At 41.1% G+C, this 17,551-nt stretch carries 21 protein-coding genes; 5 read left to right on the top strand and 16 right to left on the bottom strand.

Features of this window, described 5'->3' with window-relative positions; all coding sequences use genetic code 11:
- Positions 1–122 precede the first annotated feature (122 nt).
- Positions 123–845, bottom strand: a complete 723-nt coding sequence (cwlD, locus tag ACZ42C_RS16200; protein WP_461181450.1) for an N-acetylmuramoyl-L-alanine amidase CwlD — start codon at positions 843–845, stop codon at positions 123–125.
- Between the two features lie 182 nt (positions 846–1,027).
- Between cwlD and ACZ42C_RS16195 the strand changes: the two genes are divergently transcribed.
- Positions 1,028–1,459 carry a DUF948 domain-containing protein gene (locus ACZ42C_RS16195; RefSeq protein ID WP_461181451.1) on the top strand — a complete coding sequence of 144 codons (432 nt, stop codon included), beginning with the start codon at positions 1,028–1,030 and terminating at the stop codon, positions 1,457–1,459.
- A 144-nt stretch (positions 1,460–1,603) separates the two neighbouring features.
- Here the strand turns inward: ACZ42C_RS16195 and ACZ42C_RS16190 are convergent, their stop codons facing one another.
- Genes ACZ42C_RS16190 through ACZ42C_RS16180 form a run of 3 tightly spaced genes read right to left on the bottom strand, consistent with a single transcriptional unit; the run spans position 1,604 to position 2,747 of the window.
- Positions 1,604–1,822, bottom strand: coding sequence for a hypothetical protein (locus ACZ42C_RS16190; protein ID WP_461181452.1), 219 nt, complete (start codon positions 1,820–1,822; stop codon positions 1,604–1,606).
- 1 nt (position 1,823) lies between these two features.
- A complete protein-coding gene (locus ACZ42C_RS16185) occupies positions 1,824–2,270 on the bottom strand; it encodes a DUF948 domain-containing protein (RefSeq protein WP_461181453.1) in 447 nt (148 codons plus the stop codon).
- Positions 2,271–2,273: 3 nt separating this feature from the next.
- Complete coding sequence (locus ACZ42C_RS16180) at positions 2,274–2,747, bottom strand: DUF948 domain-containing protein (RefSeq protein ID WP_461181454.1); 474 nt, start codon at positions 2,745–2,747, stop codon at positions 2,274–2,276.
- A gap of 375 nt (positions 2,748–3,122) precedes the next feature.
- Between ACZ42C_RS16180 and ACZ42C_RS16175 the strand changes: the two genes are divergently transcribed.
- Positions 3,123–3,935, top strand: coding sequence for a YihY/virulence factor BrkB family protein (locus ACZ42C_RS16175; protein ID WP_461181455.1), 813 nt, complete (start codon positions 3,123–3,125; stop codon positions 3,933–3,935).
- A 57-nt stretch (positions 3,936–3,992) separates the two neighbouring features.
- Here the strand turns inward: ACZ42C_RS16175 and ACZ42C_RS16170 are convergent, their stop codons facing one another.
- The 6 genes from ACZ42C_RS16170 to ACZ42C_RS16145 form a co-directional block, all read right to left on the bottom strand.
- Positions 3,993–5,243 carry an efflux RND transporter periplasmic adaptor subunit gene (locus ACZ42C_RS16170; RefSeq protein WP_461181456.1) on the bottom strand — a complete coding sequence of 417 codons (1,251 nt, stop codon included), beginning with the start codon at positions 5,241–5,243 and terminating at the stop codon, positions 3,993–3,995.
- Positions 5,240–5,875, bottom strand: a complete 636-nt coding sequence (locus ACZ42C_RS16165; RefSeq protein WP_461181457.1) for a hypothetical protein — start codon at positions 5,873–5,875, stop codon at positions 5,240–5,242. The genes ACZ42C_RS16170 and ACZ42C_RS16165 overlap by 4 nt, the downstream gene beginning before the upstream one ends.
- A 322-nt stretch (positions 5,876–6,197) precedes the next feature.
- Positions 6,198–7,358 (bottom strand): GNAT family N-acetyltransferase, encoded by a 1,161-nt coding sequence (locus ACZ42C_RS16160; protein ID WP_461181458.1) that lies wholly within the window; start codon positions 7,356–7,358, stop codon positions 6,198–6,200.
- 169 nt (positions 7,359–7,527) lie between these two features.
- Positions 7,528–8,250, bottom strand: a complete 723-nt coding sequence (locus ACZ42C_RS16155) for an amino acid ABC transporter ATP-binding protein (protein WP_461181459.1) — start codon at positions 8,248–8,250, stop codon at positions 7,528–7,530.
- Positions 8,247–8,909, bottom strand: a complete 663-nt coding sequence (locus tag ACZ42C_RS16150; RefSeq protein WP_461181460.1) for an amino acid ABC transporter permease — start codon at positions 8,907–8,909, stop codon at positions 8,247–8,249. The genes ACZ42C_RS16155 and ACZ42C_RS16150 overlap by 4 nt, the downstream gene beginning before the upstream one ends.
- 107 nt (positions 8,910–9,016) lie before the next feature.
- Positions 9,017–9,742, bottom strand: a complete 726-nt coding sequence (locus ACZ42C_RS16145) for a transporter substrate-binding domain-containing protein (protein ID WP_461181536.1) — start codon at positions 9,740–9,742, stop codon at positions 9,017–9,019.
- A gap of 425 nt (positions 9,743–10,167) precedes the next feature.
- Here ACZ42C_RS16145 and ACZ42C_RS16140 point away from each other — a divergent pair, with 425 nt between their 5' ends.
- Positions 10,168–11,313, top strand: a complete 1,146-nt coding sequence (locus tag ACZ42C_RS16140; RefSeq protein ID WP_461181461.1) for an MFS transporter — start codon at positions 10,168–10,170, stop codon at positions 11,311–11,313.
- Between the two features lie 52 nt (positions 11,314–11,365).
- Here ACZ42C_RS16140 and ACZ42C_RS16135 read toward each other — a convergent pair whose 3' ends face one another.
- The gene (locus ACZ42C_RS16135; protein ID WP_461181462.1) at positions 11,366–11,683 is read right to left on the bottom strand and encodes a hypothetical protein; all 318 of its coding nucleotides are present in this window, start codon (positions 11,681–11,683) and stop codon (positions 11,366–11,368) included.
- 103 nt (positions 11,684–11,786) lie between these two features.
- On the opposite strand from ACZ42C_RS16135, the gene ACZ42C_RS16130 reads away from it, so the two are divergent.
- Positions 11,787–11,909, top strand: a complete 123-nt coding sequence (locus tag ACZ42C_RS16130) for a CsbD family protein (protein ID WP_461181463.1) — start codon at positions 11,787–11,789, stop codon at positions 11,907–11,909.
- A 205-nt stretch (positions 11,910–12,114) separates the two neighbouring features.
- Here the strand turns inward: ACZ42C_RS16130 and ACZ42C_RS16125 are convergent, their stop codons facing one another.
- Positions 12,115–13,101, bottom strand: a complete 987-nt coding sequence (locus tag ACZ42C_RS16125) for a bile acid:sodium symporter family protein (protein WP_461181464.1) — start codon at positions 13,099–13,101, stop codon at positions 12,115–12,117.
- A gap of 271 nt (positions 13,102–13,372) precedes the next feature.
- On the opposite strand from ACZ42C_RS16125, the gene ACZ42C_RS16120 reads away from it, so the two are divergent.
- Positions 13,373–13,846 (top strand): DUF2512 family protein, encoded by a 474-nt coding sequence (locus ACZ42C_RS16120; RefSeq protein WP_461181465.1) that lies wholly within the window; start codon positions 13,373–13,375, stop codon positions 13,844–13,846.
- Positions 13,847–13,941: 95 nt separating this feature from the next.
- On the opposite strand, the gene ACZ42C_RS16115 is transcribed toward ACZ42C_RS16120, so the two are convergent.
- The 4 genes from ACZ42C_RS16115 to rplM form a co-directional block, all read right to left on the bottom strand.
- Positions 13,942–14,970, bottom strand: a complete 1,029-nt coding sequence (locus ACZ42C_RS16115; RefSeq protein ID WP_461181466.1) for a hypothetical protein — start codon at positions 14,968–14,970, stop codon at positions 13,942–13,944.
- Positions 14,971–15,199: 229 nt separating this feature from the next.
- Complete coding sequence (locus ACZ42C_RS16110) at positions 15,200–16,009, bottom strand: CPBP family intramembrane glutamic endopeptidase (protein WP_461181467.1); 810 nt, start codon at positions 16,007–16,009, stop codon at positions 15,200–15,202.
- A 522-nt stretch (positions 16,010–16,531) separates the two neighbouring features.
- Entirely contained in the window at positions 16,532–16,924 is a 393-nt protein-coding gene (gene rpsI, locus ACZ42C_RS16105; protein WP_461181468.1) for a 30S ribosomal protein S9, read from the bottom strand.
- Positions 16,925–16,943: 19 nt separating this feature from the next.
- A complete protein-coding gene (gene rplM / locus ACZ42C_RS16100; RefSeq protein ID WP_461181469.1) occupies positions 16,944–17,381 on the bottom strand; it encodes a 50S ribosomal protein L13 in 438 nt (145 codons plus the stop codon).
- Positions 17,382–17,551: the final 170 nt, after the last annotated feature.

Genomic DNA, 17,551 nt, shown 5'->3' with positions numbered 1-17,551 from the left:
CTCGAAATCGCTTTCCTTTTCTCTTGAACACAACCTTAACATTTCATTCAAGGCTAGTATAACACAAATCAGCGAAAACCTAAGTGATTTGAATCATGGATGGATAATAGGGCTGTCACACTTTACTCATCTTGTTCAGGTTCCTCTGTCACATAGCGCAAAATTCCCTCGTAAATGCTTGCCGCCATTTGTTGCTGATATTCTTCCTGCTTTAGCAGTTCCCGTTCCTGTTCATTGGATAGAAAGCCGATCTCTACGAGTGCGCCGGGTGCCTCAGCATTTTTCAGCAGATAAAGATTGTTGATTGCAAGAGGACTCCGTGTGGTGTTTTCCATATTTCTTATAATTTCCTGCTGTATCATGGTGGCCAAGTGCCTGCTTTCGTCCGATTGGGGATAATAAAACGTCTGAGCTCCATGCCATTTGGTTGATGGCAAGGCGTTTAAATGTATCGTAATAAAAAAGTCGGCTTCTTTTTCACGAATGTATTCCAAGCGGTTTCGAATATCTTCCGCTTTTCTTCTCGAGAGCCCCTGTGTATCTTCCGCTGCCAAATCCGTATCTTCCTCACGTGTTAAATAAACAATAGCACCCGTCTGCAGAAGATAATCACGGATTTTTTCAGAGACATCCAGGGCTATATCTTTTTCCAATGTTTCATCTTTGCCGACGGCTCCTCCATCCGGCCCGCCATGTCCCGGATCAATGACAATCGTTTTTCCGCTGAGCGGCAATGACCATCCCTGGTTCCAGGCAGTATCGCTCTGTATGATAGGAAGTTGTATAAGAAAAATCAGTACGGCTAACCCAATAAACCATAAAAAAACTTTATTGAACTTCGACATCTCCTCGTCCCCTTTTAAGCTATCTCGTTTTATTTTATGGCCTGTCTATGGCAAATATGCCTATACATAATGGAAATGCCGGGAGGAATACTATAATAAAGCAAAGGACGATGCTTTTTTTCTGTTTCATCTGTCGAGAAAAGTGGTATGATGAAAGAAGGATATTTCAGAAAGGGGCTTTTATGTCTATGGATTGGGTTGGAATTGGCATCACGCTTCTTGGTGCAGCATTTTTCGTTTTAGTTATATTATTGATCAAACCTTTGAGAAACCTTTCCGGTACACTGGACAACTTAAAAGAAACTACGGCATCCCTGCCGAATCAAGTGGAGGGTTTAACCGGACAAGCGACGGAAGCCATCCAACAGGGGAATAAAACATTAAACGACGTGAACCGGCAAGTGAAAGAATTAAATCCGCTATTTGAGATAATCGGGAATATCGGACGTACTTTAAAAACTATATCCTCTTATATTCTTGATGTCGTATCAAAGGTAAACACGTCGACCACCCCTTTGATGAGCAAGCTGTTAAAAAGAGAACATATGGAGGCCTTGCTCAGTTTTGCCACTTTGGGCTATATGCTTTTTCAGAAGAAAGATGGGGAAAAATAGAATTATTTTGTTTTTAAATTAGACAAGATTTTTCGGCGGGAGAAGTCGAAATTTGACATGTTTCCGCGTTTAAGTTTTATTCAAATGGAGTAATACTTTATCCAGCATAAAAAAATCCCTTTTCCAGGGATTTTTTTGATGGGTTTATTCTGCTTTTACCGCGTTTTTTATTTTTCCTAATTCTTCCGCTTTCTTTTTGCCGTCTTCATATACTTTTTTTTCCATTCGCTTTAATTCCTGGAAAAGCGGCTTATTCTCCTCACGCTGCAGTCGTTTGGAGGTATAGTCTTTGATCATCCAGCCAAGGGCAGCTCCAGCAAGACTTCCGATGATCATTGACGTTAGATCTTTTTTGTTCTCCATATTACTGCTCACCCTCATTTTTGGCGTTTTTTGCTTCTCGGCGGCGCTGCAGCCAATAATACCCCAGAGCAAAAGAGCCATACAGACCACCAAGCTTATTCTTATCTGTCACATCTTTCGCTTCTCCTGTCTCCTGCTTCAATGATTCAGTCATATTTACCAATGAAGAGGAAAATTTGCGGGATATGTTTCCTGCATCTCCCACTACATAGAATAATGGGCTTAACTGTTTTAATTTATCATTTACATCTGCTAATGTTTTGTTACTTTCATTCATTAATTCACCGGTTTCTTTTACGATGGTATCCATTTGATCCGGCAGCCTGTCCACCGTTTTCTCGACACCTTTTAATACACCTGCCAAATTTTGCAGTGTGTGGGCGATAAAAATAGCAATGATTAAAAATGCAATGCCGATGAGTAAAACCCCTACTCCCGTTAATGTCATCCTTTATCCCTCTTTCCTGGTTTGTTTTATTATTGCCTGTTCCGGCCTTTCAGCGGGCAGATCACTTTTGGGTTCTTTCCATTTTGAATATAAGAGAAATGCTGCCTCACTCCATTTAAGTCCTTCCATGAATGGTTTTGTTTTTTCATTCATTTCTTCATCGGTCATATGTTTTTGATTCGTATCCAGCCAATGATTCACATTATTTACTGACGTTCCCACGTCATCGATCGCTTCAAAAACATCATCGGTTGATTTCAGTTTTTGGCTGACATCTTCAAGGGCAGTATCTGCCTGATGTATCGTTTCCCTGAGTTGCGGAATCATTGCTTCCACTTCTTTCTCGGTTTTAGCAAGTGTTGTTCCTACTGCATTCAGCGTTTTGGATATCCGGAATAAAACGATGGCAATGTAAATAACTACCACAGCAAACGCAATGGCTATAAGTAAAGTGAATAAGTAAAAAATCCCTGCCACGAAAAAACCCCCTTCTGTAAAAGAATTATACCACTGCCCCGCATAATTGAAACACAATTGCATATTGATTCATTAATTTGCAGATCGGGTATAGAGACAAAAGAACAAATCTTTACTGCAGGACAGGCATTTAGCGTCCCGGGTTCCTTGCCCGGCTATTTTGCTTCGTAATATTGAGGTTGGCACATAACTTTAAAGTCTCGAAGAAACCAGAACTAATCAAAGGACTGAGTATCATCAGCCGCACCGGTAATATACTTCGCTTTCACCACGGGCAAAAGTGAGCTGGGTAAGTGTTTTTTTGATTTTTCTCTGATGAGATTAGTTATGTACCAATCCCCTTGCCCCACAACCAACTTTAATGGAGGAAGATGTATGTCGAAAATGATCCGTTTTGGAAAAGCGTTTATGACCAAGTTTCAGGAGGACAATGTTCCTTTATTGGCTGCTGCCCAAGCTTATTATTATCTTTTGTCAATTGTACCATTATTAATCGTAGGTTTCGCTATTATTCCCTATTTAAATATTGAACCTGCCCAGGCCATTCATTTTATGTCGAATGCCCTGCCGGAAGGTCTTGCCGACGTAATGGAAGAAAACATTATCAGTTTGGTTGAAACTCCCCGCGGCGGTTTATTAACTGTTGGTATTATTGGTGCCCTATGGTCAGCTTCCGTGGGAATAAACGCTTTTATTAAATCAACAAATGAAGCATATGACGTTGAAGAAACACGTAATTTTATTGTCGTTCGGCTGATTGCGCTGGGTTTAACCATTGGCATGATTTTTGCCATTATTGTAGCATTCCTGCTGCCTATACTCGGCAATGTTATTGTAAATTTTATAACAAATTTCTTAGGCTTAACCATTGGTATGTCCCTGCTGCTGCAAGTTTTGCGCTGGTCGATAAGTATCGTCGTGCTGACAGGGATACTGCTTTTACTGTACCGGTTTGCACCAAATAAAAAGCTTCCATTTAAACATATCATTCCCGGTGCTATCATTGCCAGTATTTTATGGCAGTTAATTTCACTCGGATTTTCTTTTTATATCAGCAATTTTGGAAACTATGATGAAACCTATGGCAGTCTTGCCGGAATCGTCATATTAATGATGTGGTTTTTCCTTACAGGAATGGTCCTTATGATCGGTGCACTCGTCAATGTGCTGTACCACCGGAGAAACTGAAACAGCAGGACGGTTCGCCTGTTGCACCTGCGTTCAGGAGAACCGTCCTGCTGTTAATTATCGCGCAAGCATACCCGTTACGAAGTACTCCCTCCAATTCGGGTTACCTCCAAGTGTGACTTCCCGCCAGGTAGACCTCGTAAGTTTCAGAGGGGTGATAAAAGCTGCTCCGTCCCGAAATTGGTTCATCCTTTCTTCGGCAATTAATTCTTCAGGCTGAACACCGGTGGTAATCTCGAGCATAGAATCCATAAGTATACCTGTTTCGACAGGCTGTCTCAAAAGACGGCCTGAATCCGTCATTTTCCATACCGCACCTTCCGACAATACATGATCAAAAACGACCGTCGCCCCTATTGATTCATCCAATGTAATGCTGGCCTCGCCTTGATAGCCGGGCAGCAAATCTTCCATCTCCGGCTGCACTTCTTCTTCAAAAGCAATCTGGAAAGCATAAATACTTTCTCCTTCATGGGAGGCGGGTTCCGGATAATCATTCAGATTACTTACCGTTCCATCAATAAATGTTTGCACATTGGTTACTTCCACAACCGCCCGAAAACCTTCCTCCACTTCAGTGCGCTCCACTTCCGTTAATGCACCCTGTGCTTCCAGTGCCATTGACTCAATCGTTACAATAGGGTCACTGAGGTCAGTGGCAATATCTTTTACTTTTCCGGCGTAAGGGCTCTCCACCGTGATCGTATCCCCCGTTGTCTGCAGTTCAGTTAACTGATTTTGCACACTTTGCGATGCGGCCTGCTTTTGCGTTAGCTCATGTTCTTTTTCAATAATAAACTGCTCCTTCATGAGTTGTGCTTCAATCGGGTCCTGCGGAAACTCAATGTTAATTTCCTGCTCCGTCATTTGAAATGATGGGGCAGGACCTGCAGGTGGAATGGATTCAGGAATCTGAAAAGCATTCATTTCCATGATCGCCTGTTCAATGGCAGCTATCTCTCCATTGATTTTCTCCATTTCCTGCATCAGGTCTGCTTCGGCTTCGTAATAATTATCCACCTGGTAGGAGAAAAGGGGATCTCCTGCCGTAATCTCATCTTCTTCCTCTACCAGAAATTCCTGAAAGCTGCCTGCTGATGTGTCAAAGTATATATGCTCCACTTCGTCATAGGCGAAAACGACATCCGTATGAAGCTGTTCACGCACATCTGCCGTAAATGCATCAGACCATTCTTTTATATATGAAATCCGCTCCACCCGAGCCTCCTCATCCGCAAAGACAAGCATAAAATTCACCGCTACAAATACAGCAATAGCTACTTGGATCACTCTTCTTTTTCGCTTCATTCAAACCACCCACTTAGGATACGTGTATCCACCACAGCTGTCGTTGCTGCCAGAGACCACAAAAGAATATGCAGGAGAATGATGATCAGCCATAACGACCTTTTTCTTATGACCTGAAACCCTCCAACGTACCTGATTTGAAACCAAACAATCCATAACTGAAATAAAGAGATGGCTCCAAAAAAGTATACAAACCAATTTATTTCGGTTATATATGAAGCTATAATGCCAAAAGACCAGGGGGACACATACCATTCCAGCCCAATAAAAACAGCCAATGGCACCCATAACATTCTTTCCAACAATAATACTGCCAGCACGATCTGTTGCATCATAACCAGTTTTTGATAAGGTATTCCTGTAAACGCATAAATAATCAGGGAAGGAATAAACAGAATAAATGCTGCAAATAGAAGCGCATAGACGCCGCGTCCCAGTATAAACCAATATTTATACTGCTCATATTCCACTCCCGTGGCCTGCACGGCTGCAGGCGCAAGTGGCGTTGTGCCCAGTCCAAGATAACCCATCCATATGTAAACAACCACACTGGCAAGCACCAGCAGCAGGCTCGTCTTCCAAAGATTGTACACTTTCTCCGCTTTTCGGACCCGAAATAAATGATCTTCCATTGACCTGAAAAACCTAAATAGATTCATATAATATGCCATCTGATCAATTCCTTTTCTGTATCCCGCTTCTGTTTATTCCACCTGTCTGCACAGCCCTGCGGCATACCAGCACTTCATTATGATACGAAAAAAATCTATCAAACATTGGTGGAATTTGACTATTCCAATTGCATTTATTTTAACTTAAAATTCGCTAAAATACTATGGGTTTTACAAGTTTTCATGGAAGAAGAAAGGCTTAGTGCCAAAAAGCGACATAAGCCCCATAAATATTACGCCCATATATCATTGAAACAGGATAAAGGTCCCGGGTAAAATAAGATTAGAAAAAGTCGGCGAAAAATGTCTTTTTCTTTGGAACCAAGCTGTCCAATTCCACAATTGTTTCCCATTCCGTTTGTAATTGTCCTGTCATAAAATAGTCCACCGGTCTTCTGTAGCCCAGCAGCATACCGGTTAAAACTTGAATGGAACAACAAACCTTTTGCATCCCGGAATCATGCTGCAGTTGGTTTACCTTGGTTTCTCCATGTTGAACATGCACGTGATAGCTGCCATTATTTTCAGGAAAGAATGTATCTTCCACCTGAAATACCATTCGGGCATCCTTCTGGAATGGATACTTGGCCAGAAAGGCGGGTACATCCACAATTCTCGCCATAAAATACGGTACCAGCTTTTGCTCAAATCGTGGCTCGTCCACCAATAAAGCAAGCTGATCATCCTCGGGAACGATCATGCTTGCATTTTCCACCATTGAATCATGATTGCCAATGAACTGTAATAATAATTTCCGGCCATTCAAGGTATTAAAGACAATTTCCTGTTCGGTAAATTCCTTGTTTTTCACATCAAAAATTATATACCCTTCCGCTTTATGTTGTTGATTATAGGCTACCGCAATATGGAACTTGTCCTTTAATACACGCTGCTCCCACCAGGCTTCATCTCTTGTAAGCATGCCATTATAGTTCTTGGCATAGGGGGTGTACACCCGGTGCAGCAAAGAGATATCTTTTGAAACCCGCTTTACATAGCCACTTGCTCCCCAATCCTTTTTAAGCTTTTTTACCGGGATGTTATAATGCTGCCGGGTAAATCCATGCTCCCAGCCATATTGGCGGTAAAAGGGAAAAGCAAAGGGATGCAGAAAGGAAAGATGCTGTCCATTTTCCTTCATCTCATGCAATGCATGCTGCAGCAGCTCCTTTACCATTCCTTTCCTGCGGTATTCCGGCCAGGTGGCAACTGAACTGATTCCCCCCATTTTAAAAGGTGCCCCGTCAATATAACAGGAAAGCGGAATGATATGCAGTTTTGCTGCCAGCTCCTCTCCTTCCATCCACCCCCAGATTTGATGCCGTCTTGCCTCAGCCTTCTTTTTCTCCAGTTCTGATGAGGTGAGTTCGTATTGAAACGCGTATTGGGACAAAGCAAAAATCTTGTCGTTGTCTTTTTCGGTTAGTTGTTTAATGTTTCTCATATGTACCTCCAAGTTACTTAGGTCTTTCCATCATTATACCTTAAGTGTTTGGAGAAATTCAGTTCCTTTCTTTTTCTAATCGAAACACCCTTCGGAACACCAAGCCTTTCCCCTGTTAATAGAAAAGGCTCTTCCCTCCAATTAGAGAAAAGAGCACTTGAAAAATTTCTTACAGTACTTTTCGTAAAAATTCCTTTGTACGCTCCGAAGTCGGATTTGAAAAAATCTGTTCCGGATCACCTTCTTCTTCAATCCTTCCATGATCCATAAACAACACACGATCTCCTACCTCTTTTGCAAACCCCATCTCATGGGTCACAACGACCATGGTCATTCCTTCCAATGCGAGCTGTTTCATGACCTCAAGTACTTCCCCGACCAGCTCGGGGTCAAGCGCGGAAGTAGGCTCATCAAAAAGCATTACTTTCGGCTCCATTGCCAGCGCCCGGGCGATGGCCACACGCTGTTGCTGGCCGCCGGACAACTGGCTTGGGTAATTGTCATCCTTGTCCGCAAGTCCTACTTTATCCAATAAAGCTACCGCTCGTTTTTTTGCATCTTCTTTGCTGATTTGCCTAACCTTCTGAGGGGCCAGCATAATATTTTCCATCACCGTTTTATGCGGAAAAAGGTTAAACTGCTGAAACACCATCCCTACTTCTGCACGGATTTCATTAATATTCACCTTTTTATCGTTCAAATGGTCTCCATCGATTATTACATCACCACTTGTCATTTCCTCCAGCATGTTCAGACAACGGAGAAATGTACTTTTCCCTGAACCACTGGGACCGATGACACAGACCACTTCAGATTCATCCACCTTGCAATTAATATCCTTTAATACTTCCAAATCGCCAAATTTTTTATATAGGTTCTTCACTTCAATCATTGTATATCCAACCTTCTTTCCAAGAGACGTAATACTAAGGATAGACTAAGCGTAATAACAAGGTAGAACGCTGCGACGGTTGTGTAAATTTCCACAGCGTTAAAATGATTTGCTGCAACCAGCCTTCCTTGAAAAATCAGCTCCGGAACGAGGATTACGGATAATAGTGACGTATCCTTAATACTAATGATAAATTGGTTGCCCAGAGGGGGTATCATCCGCTTGAACGCCTGGGGCCAAATAATATAACGCATCGTCTGACCATGATCCAATCCGAGGGAGCGCCCCGCCTCCATTTGTCCTTTTTCAATTGATTGAACGGCACCCCGTACAATTTCAGCAATATAGGCACCGGAGTTTATAGCAATAACAATTACACCTGCTGTAATCGATTCGATATTTACCCCTATAATTAAAGGCAGGGCATAGTAAATCCAAATCGCCTGTACCAGCACCGGCGTACCACGAATGATTTCAATATAAACAGTGGATATTCCGTAAATAATCTTATTTTTGGCCACCCGGCCCATGCCAAAAATAGCACCAAGTATAAAACCAATAAAAAGCCCGAGCACGGATATAAGTAATGTATAATACAAGCCTGTCATTAACTGCGGAAGAAAGTCAATCACACCGGCCCAATCAAATCTCCCAAACATTGTTTCACCTCTTCATAAACTTCTCGGTTTGTCTTATGTTGTCCGTAACAAGTGGAAAAGGGTGCAACGAATGTGTTGTTACACCCTTTTCGGTAGAATTGCTATTTTTATTCAGGTGCTTCTCCAAACCATTTTTCATAGATCTCATCGTATGTTCCATCATCTCTTAATGTTGCCAATGCCTCATTAATGGCTTCCACCAATTCTTCCTGTCCTTTGGATATAGCGATACCATAGTTTTCAGCCTGGTAGAGGTCACCTACCATTTTCAGGCTGTCCTCTCCTTCTGTCTGAATATAATAGGCGACGTTTGGAGCATCATAGAGAATGGCATCAACACTTCCATTTTCAACTGCCATATAGGCCTGGTCCAGCTGTTCATACTGGTTGGCTTCCGCTCCTTCAATATTTTGCTCAATGAAATCGGCACTGGTGGAACCAAGTCTGGTTGCAATTGTTTTTCCTTCCAGATCATCAATGTCGTGAATATCATCATTATCAATATGAACACCAATGCTAAGTCCGGACTCGTAATACGGGTCACTGAAATCCACGGACTCTTTGCGGTCTTCTCTAATACTGATCCCAGCAATAGCTATGTCAAAGGAACCTGTCTGAAGTCCGGGAATAATGCCATCGAAATTGGTTGTTTCCAGTTCAATTTCAAACCCGGCTTCATCCGCAACTGCATTAATCAGATCAATATCAAACCCTACATACTCACCGTCTTCGTAAAACTCAAATGGTACAAAGGATGTATCACTTGCCACTACATATGAATCCTGCAATTCGCCGCCGCTCGCCTCATCACCGCCACAGGCAGCAAGAGTCATTATAAGGAACAACGAAACTAACAATACGGTTATTAATTTCTTATTTCTTTTAAACACCCATTTCCTCCCCTTTTCATAAACACTATTTAAAAAATTATGCCTGTTGCATAATATTCATTTATTCTACCAATAATTCCTTATATTTGAAAATTGCCTTTAACTCTATATTTTGGGAGTCTCTATCTTATAGGATAGTATGAACAAGTTTTGCGGCGAAGTACGCAAAATTATTACAAAATACTCATAATTACTACATATAACAGCTGCTTCGCTATTATTTTTACACCTGCCAACGTCTTAATAAATTTGTTGCATATTATGAAAGTGGGTTCACATTTTTCTCGAAACTCCCCAATGTGCATTGCCTGTTATTTTCCCTATTTTAAGGTATAATAATGTGGAGTATATGTTAGAGAGGATTTGAAATGGGTAAAATTCTTTTCTTTATCATCGTTGTTTCATTTTTAGATACATTTATCCAATTGCCGATCATTACACCTTATGCATTGGATTTAGGCGCCTCTCATGTATTGGCAGGCGCTATCGTTGCTGTTTATTCACTGACTAATATGGTTGGTAACATTTTTGGCGGACATTGGATTGACCGATATGGCAGAAAACGGATGTTATTTGCCGGAATGTTTTTCGTTGCAATCATCCTTCTATTTTATCCGCTCGCGCAGTCAGGATGGCAGTTATTCCTCATCCGCTTCTTCCATGGATTGGCCGGCGGGATATTAATCCCGGCTGCATTTGCCTATGTGGGTGACAGGTCTAAATCGCAGACACGCGGTCGGTCGATGGCATTTACTGGTGCCGGCATCGGCATTGCAGCAATTGCGGGTCCGGCAATCGGTGGGGCGATGGCCGCAAGAGCACAGGTGGAATACGTATTTATTTTTGTAGCCATTCTGTTTTTCCTCAGTGCTTTGTTAATCCACAAATTTATTGAGGAATCTTTCATATCCACGGAAAAGGGGAAATTTTCCCCGAAAGAATTTATGCCACTGCTGAAGCATCCATTGGTTCTCAAGGCTTCCCTGGCTGCTTTTGCATTAATGATCAGCAATGGTACGCTGGCATTTGCTCTGCCTTTAAAAGTGGAAGATATGGGGCTTACTTCTGAAACGACCGGGATGATGCTGAGTACGTATGGGATTGTTGCATTAATTATCTTTTTGACACCGTTAAATCGGATATTCGATCGGGTGTCCTCTGTAAAACTGGTTATTTCCGGAGTCATGATTATTGGGTCTGTCCATATACTGCTTAATATAGTGGCTATCTACTGGTTAAGCCTGGTATTAATGGTTATTTACGGTATTGGATTTGCGTTTGTGTTCCCATCGATGAACCGGATTGTGGCTGAGGCTACTTCCAGGGTGGATCGCGGGAAAGCGTACGGCATCTTTTATGCCTTCTTTTCACTGGGGTCTGTGGCAGGATCATTCGTTTCCGGTGCCACGTCGGAAACGCTCGGGCTTCCGTTTTTATCCAGTGCCATTACGATGATGACGATTGCCTTTATCATGATTTTTATCGCAAGAAAATATGTCGGAGATCAAAAGTAAAAAAAACATCAGCTGGGAGCGCAGTCTCTCCAGGTTGATGTTTTTTGCTTTATTATTGCTGTGCTGCCCTCTCCTTGTATAACCTTTCATTTCCTTCAGCGAGAAGGTGAGCAGTTTCTTCCCAGTTTGCTGTACTCAGCCGGCTCACTTCTTCTTTTGTTAACCGCAATGTATAGCCAAAGGGAATTGTCTTGCCGTTAATGCCGATACGCACTGCGTGTTCCGCCGATTCACTTGATATTTCTTCAAAGTAACTTCCTTTAAGTTTATGCTTGAAATAATCCCTTGCCGCATCACTTTTAAAAACCAATATGAATTTATCCTGGAGAAAATCCGGCTGATGTCGAATATAGAATTGCAATTTCGACATAAAATCACCTCCCTACATATTATATCAAAAGAGAAATGACTTCTCATTGTTTCATCCTAAGATGGAACGGGAATCGTTTTTTAAAACAGAATGGAGGGATACGATGAGTGGATATAAAGATAAAATGGAAGGTGCCGCCGACAAAGCAAAGGGGAAGGCTAAAGATGCGTATGGCGGATTGACTAATGACAAATCCAAACAGACAGAAGGTAAATTTAAAAGTTGAAAGGGTCCTTTAAGGACAAGGCTGGTGAAGAGAAAAATAATGAGGAAAGGTAAATTTACAAAAGAGCATAGACTGGATACTATGCTCTTTTGCCATGTATGAATAGTAAAAAATCCATAGCCTGCAATCATTGTCTTTCAACGAATTTTTCAATAAAATTCTGCAACCCTTAAATCCTCACTTACTGCACCCCGTCTTATCTCCCTCACTTGCCGGAAACCTTCAGCTCGCCATCTGCACTTTGTGCATTCTCTGCGGCATGTATTTTTGCGTCTTTCTTTGCCCAAAGTGTGGCAAGAATAGGCCCGGTAATATTATGCCATACTGCGCCCGCAGCACTTGGAAGTGCTGCTAACGGCTCGAAATGCACAGTAGCCAGGGAGACTCCCAAGCCGGAGTTTTGCATACCGACTTCAAGGGAAATGGCCCTTTGTTTGGACACATCCAATTTCATGAAATAGGCTGTAAGGTAACCAAGCGCCAGACCAAATCCATTATGCAGCATGACTGCAGCAAAAACCAACAAGCCGGATGTCGCTATATTGTCTACATTGGCTGACACTACAGCGGCCACAATAATAATGATAGCTGTTACGGATATTAATGGAATAGCCGATATACTCCGTTCCACCGCCAACGGGAAAAATCGTTTTACCAAAAGACCCAATACGATTGGAACAATAATTACTTGAACGATGGATAAGAGCATGGAAATAGGATCCACCGGAAGCCATTGACCTGCCAGTAAAAGTAAAATAAACGGCGTGGCAATAGGTGCAAGCAATGTAGAGAGCGAAGTCATTGTAATAGAAAGCGCCACGTCTCCCCTTGCCAGATACACCATCACATTGGAAGCCGTTCCACCCGGCACGGATCCAAGCAGGACAAGGCCAGCCGCTATTGCCGGCGGCAGATTTAAGAGATATGCGATAACAAATGCAATTAATGGCATAATGACAAACTGGGCCGCTACCCCAACGAATACGGGCAATGGCTTGGTAAGAATCAGTTTAAAATCTACAGCTTTTAAAGTTAACCCCATGCCAAACATAACGATACCCAAAAGAATTGTTACATAGGAGTTGAGCCATAGAAATTGATTTGGTGTGATAAAAGCGATTACTGCTATAATAATTACCAATACTGCAAAATATTTACCTGCCAGGCCGCTGATTGTGTTTAATATTTTCATTCTTCCCGTTTCCCCTTCCTGATGACTGATTAATTGAGTCAGTATTCTGTCATTTCGCCGTTTTAAAATTCCTTACAACTTATTAATTGCGATCATCTTACATCTTTTTTCTTTCTTTTTTTATATTTGCTTATTGTAACATATCTTCGACAAATAATGTGAATTTTTTTCAATTTATTAAAGACTCCCTTCATACGAACCAAAATTTCACCTTATATTTTCACCTTTTCTGCTCATACTAAAAAGACAAACACTGAAAGGATTTGAGCGGATGGATAGTCTTATGACTCATTTAAAAGCAATAGGTATAAAATTCATTGTCATTTCGGTGATTGTTCTGTCATTTTTTTCGATTTTTAATTTTGCTGTATTCGACAATTTAATTTTGATTAGCATCATAACAACGGTTGTTACTTATCTTTTAGGTGATATGCTCATATTGAAAAATCTTGGTAATGTAACAGCCACACTTTCTGATTTTGCATTATCATTCCTGCTGTATTGGATGCTGGGCAGTATTTTCTTTGGAATGAGTGGAGCCATCGCACTGACAGCACTGTCTGCTGCTTTTTTCACGGCAATAGCCGAACCATTTATTCATCAATACATTCAAAATCAGCTATTTTCAGACGAGCCTAAAGCAAAACCCAAAACATTCAGGCAAGCACAAACTGAGTTCGCGGATGAAATGGAGCTGGGCCGCCGAAATAAGAAAGATTATGAGGCAAAGAAAAAGCGTGATTAGAATGAATTTCAAGTCCACAGCAAAAACCACCCAATTGCTGTTTACTGCTAAAGCAATGTGGGTGGTTTCTAATTCAGACAACTATAAATACATTTCTATTGTAATTGGATCTCCAGCCGGATTATCTTCTTTCCTGTGGAATTTTCTTCCACACCTCCCCCCGTTAGATTTTCTCCTTCCTCTCCATAATGTTCTTCAACCGCTTTCCATTGGGAGATGCTCGGGTCAAAGTCAATTCTCAGAAACATCTCATCTTCATCATCAATGGAGTCCGGATAATTAACTTCCAATTCTAAGGTCCCATCCGGTGCAACACGGCCAGTATCCTGAAATCCGGTTGAAATATAATCCGGCAGATGCATAAAGCCCCTTACCCGGGCCCCTTCAAGCAAATTTGTTTGAAGTGATACATCATAATATTCATCATTTTTTTCTACTTCCGCTTCCATCCAAACTTCAAGCTCCCCTTGGTCTTCCATTGTTTCCCACTCAGGAGTTTCCGTTTGCGCCGTAACAAGTTCATCTTCTGTTAATTGAAATGATGCTTCTGCTTTTGCAAATGATTCAATTTCATCGTCCGAATTCTCGTCTTTATAGATGAACGGACCTTCTAAATTCTCACCCAGCTCTCCGTAAAATTCCTGAATTTCCGGTTCCTGCTCTGCCGGTTCAAATGTCACTGTTACATAAAGCTCACTATCGTAAACCTCCGGGTGGTTAAAATCCACCTCAAAGCTGCCATCTAATTTGGCCTCAACTCTGGATGAGCGAGCAAAAATAGCATCCGAATTCAAAGAAACCCGCACCTCAGATCCCGGCAATAGATTACTTTCTCCGTAAACCATAATTTCATTTTCCTGTTCCACTACTTCCGCTTGGATATGTACTTCGTGGTCTCCTTCATTTTCTTCCATTTCACTTTCAGGATCAGATGTGGACTCTTCTTCTGATTCTGTTGTCCCTACTATTGTTTCTTCCGTTTCCTGCGTTTCTTCTGTTTCTTGAGATTCTTGTTCTGCTGCCGCTTCTTCACTTAAATCCGGGCTTTTTGCTTCTTCCCCATCGCTGCATGCACTCAAGATAATGAGTAAGCCAGCCCCCAGCAACCATAATTTTCGTTTCATGTTCCGTCTCTCCTCTTCATTACATTTTTCCAAAGCAAAAACACCTCACGATCAAGATAAGAGAGGTGTTTTAGGGAATACCCTTTAGCCATAAAACAGCTTAAACTATTCCAAAAAGAAAGTCAAAGTCATTTTTAATTTTCAAGTATGAACAACTGCATTATTAAGTTAGAATGAAGGTGAATATCAGTTAATACAAAGAATAGAACGCCTACAGTAAGTTTCTTGTTTAATGTATTGGTGCTTTTTTGCTCCATTTGAAATTCGAAAAAATAAATGACAGTATTGTAGCTCCAATAACACTTGGCAGTAAAATAAATGCAACAAATTGGAGTGTGAAAATTCCACTCACATCAAAGTGTCCATGGATAGGTCCTAAAATTTGTGTTGCTGTCATAATTGCAACATGAAATCCGATTGCTATCCATACACTTCCAGATATTGCCCTGATTACACCTAGAATAATGGCGAAACCGGGAATAAATTGAAGTTGTTCCACAGAATACATGGCCCCTATAAAATAAGCAAATAGCGAAAATAACAATGCTTGTAAAATGATTGTGCCCCAGTGTGGAAATAAGACATTTAAGTAACGATATATATACCCTCTAAAGATAAGTTCTTCTGGTAATGCTTCAATAAAGAATACAGTTACGAATAAAATCAATATACTCAACAAAAAGTGATTCAAATTTGTATTTACTGTTATTTCAACCCATCCAAACAGTAAACAAATAAATAGTCCAATAGTTGCAGGTATTGTCCAGAGAAAGAAACCAAGAAGAAAGGAGAAGATATTTGTTTTAAAAGTAGATTGTCCCAGATCTTTCCACGAAATTTTGTCTGTTTTTAATAGCACATGTATGAGAATAATAATGAAAACAGTTGTGATAAGAGCAATTGTGAAGTGGCTTAGAGGATTATATTCTTGCCCTATAAATGTATCACTAAGGTAAGCTATAAAATTCCAAATGATGATGCCTGATACTAAAACTGTAACAATTCTTATCATTATGTCTTTCACTTTACCATACTTCACCAAACATACACTCCGATCTCACCGCTAATATTTTCACTTCCAAACTCTTTTTTTACAATTCAGCCCAGTTTGTTGATCAAGCTTTAAGAACTTCATCGTACAAAGATACCTTAATATGTAATGATTCATAGTTCAATATTTTATATGATACAGTAACTCTCATCATTCCTACTACCAAAACCCACAGCAAATTATATATATCTGAAAAGAAAAAAGAGAGTCAGTTCTTCCTTTTCATTATAACCCCTTTTTTTCAGACTAAGCGAGCAAGAGCTTCGGATACTTAGCAGCTTTCCAGCTTTGTCTAATATCTTTGATGGTGTTATGCCGTCTTTTGGGTGCTGATGTTCAACTATTACACTTGCTGCATTATCAAGTTTGCTGAGTTAATCATCTCTCTAGAATGTACAATCCGGGAATTTAACGAACCCACATGACTACGATGAACGCTAATAAATTATTTGTAAACACGTAAAAAGACTCCCATCCAAACTGGATGAGAGCCTTCCAAAGACAAGTGTATTAACGTTTTGAGAACTGAGGTGCACGACGAGCAGATTTAAGACCGTATTTATAACGCTCTTTCATACGCGCGTCACGTGTCAGGTATCCTTCCGCCTTTAAGGTGGAACGATATTCCGGATCTGCTTCGAGAAGCGCGCGGGCAACTCCGTGACGGATTGCACCTGCCTGTCCGGTAAATCCTCCGCCATGAACGTTAACGAGTACGTCATACGTTCCTTGGGTTTCCGTAGCCGCAAGCGGCTGATTCAGAATTAAAAGCTGCGTCTCATATGGAAAATAGTCTTTTGCATCACGACCATTGATAATCACTTTTCCTGTGCCTGGTACTAAACGTACACGGGCTGTAGATTTTTTACGGCGACCTGTGCCATAGTATTGTACTTGAGCCAATTCCTTTACCTCCCTTTAATTACCCGCGAAGTTCGTAAACTTCCGGTTTTTGTGCTTCATGTTTGTGCTCTGAACCTCTGTATACGTGCAATTTTTTACCCATTTTGCGCCCCAATGGACCTTTTGGCAACATACCTTTTACTGCAAGTTCCAGCATTTGTTCCGGGTATTTGGTACGCATTTCTTCTGCGTTGCGCTCTTTAATTCCACCGGTATAGCCAGTGTGACGGTAATATTTTTTATCCGTCATTTTATTTCCTGTCAGTTCAATTTTGTCAGCGTTAATAATGATGACATGGTCACCAGTGTCAGCATGTGGTGTGTATGTCGGCTTATGCTTTCCGCGAAGGATTGCAGCAACCTCACTGGACAGGCGTCCTAAACGTTGGCCTGCAGCGTCCACAACAAACCATTTGCGTTCAATGTTGGCTTCATTCGCCATGAAAGTTGTGCGCATGATTGTTTCCCTCCAAATAATTTCGTTCGTTATTCCTATATTCAACACAATTAGATTCCGGGGCTAATCGTGGTTTTAGAAATAAAATGCCATAGATCATAATATACCAAACCGGGGCCAAATGTCAAGCTCTGGTTTCATTTTTTTAAGAAGGTAAAAGATTAAATTTG

It is taken from the genome of Virgibacillus kimchii (assembly GCF_055379185.1).
The sequence above is the reverse complement of the archived record's forward strand: the minus strand, read 5'-3'. Positions and strand labels throughout refer to the sequence as shown.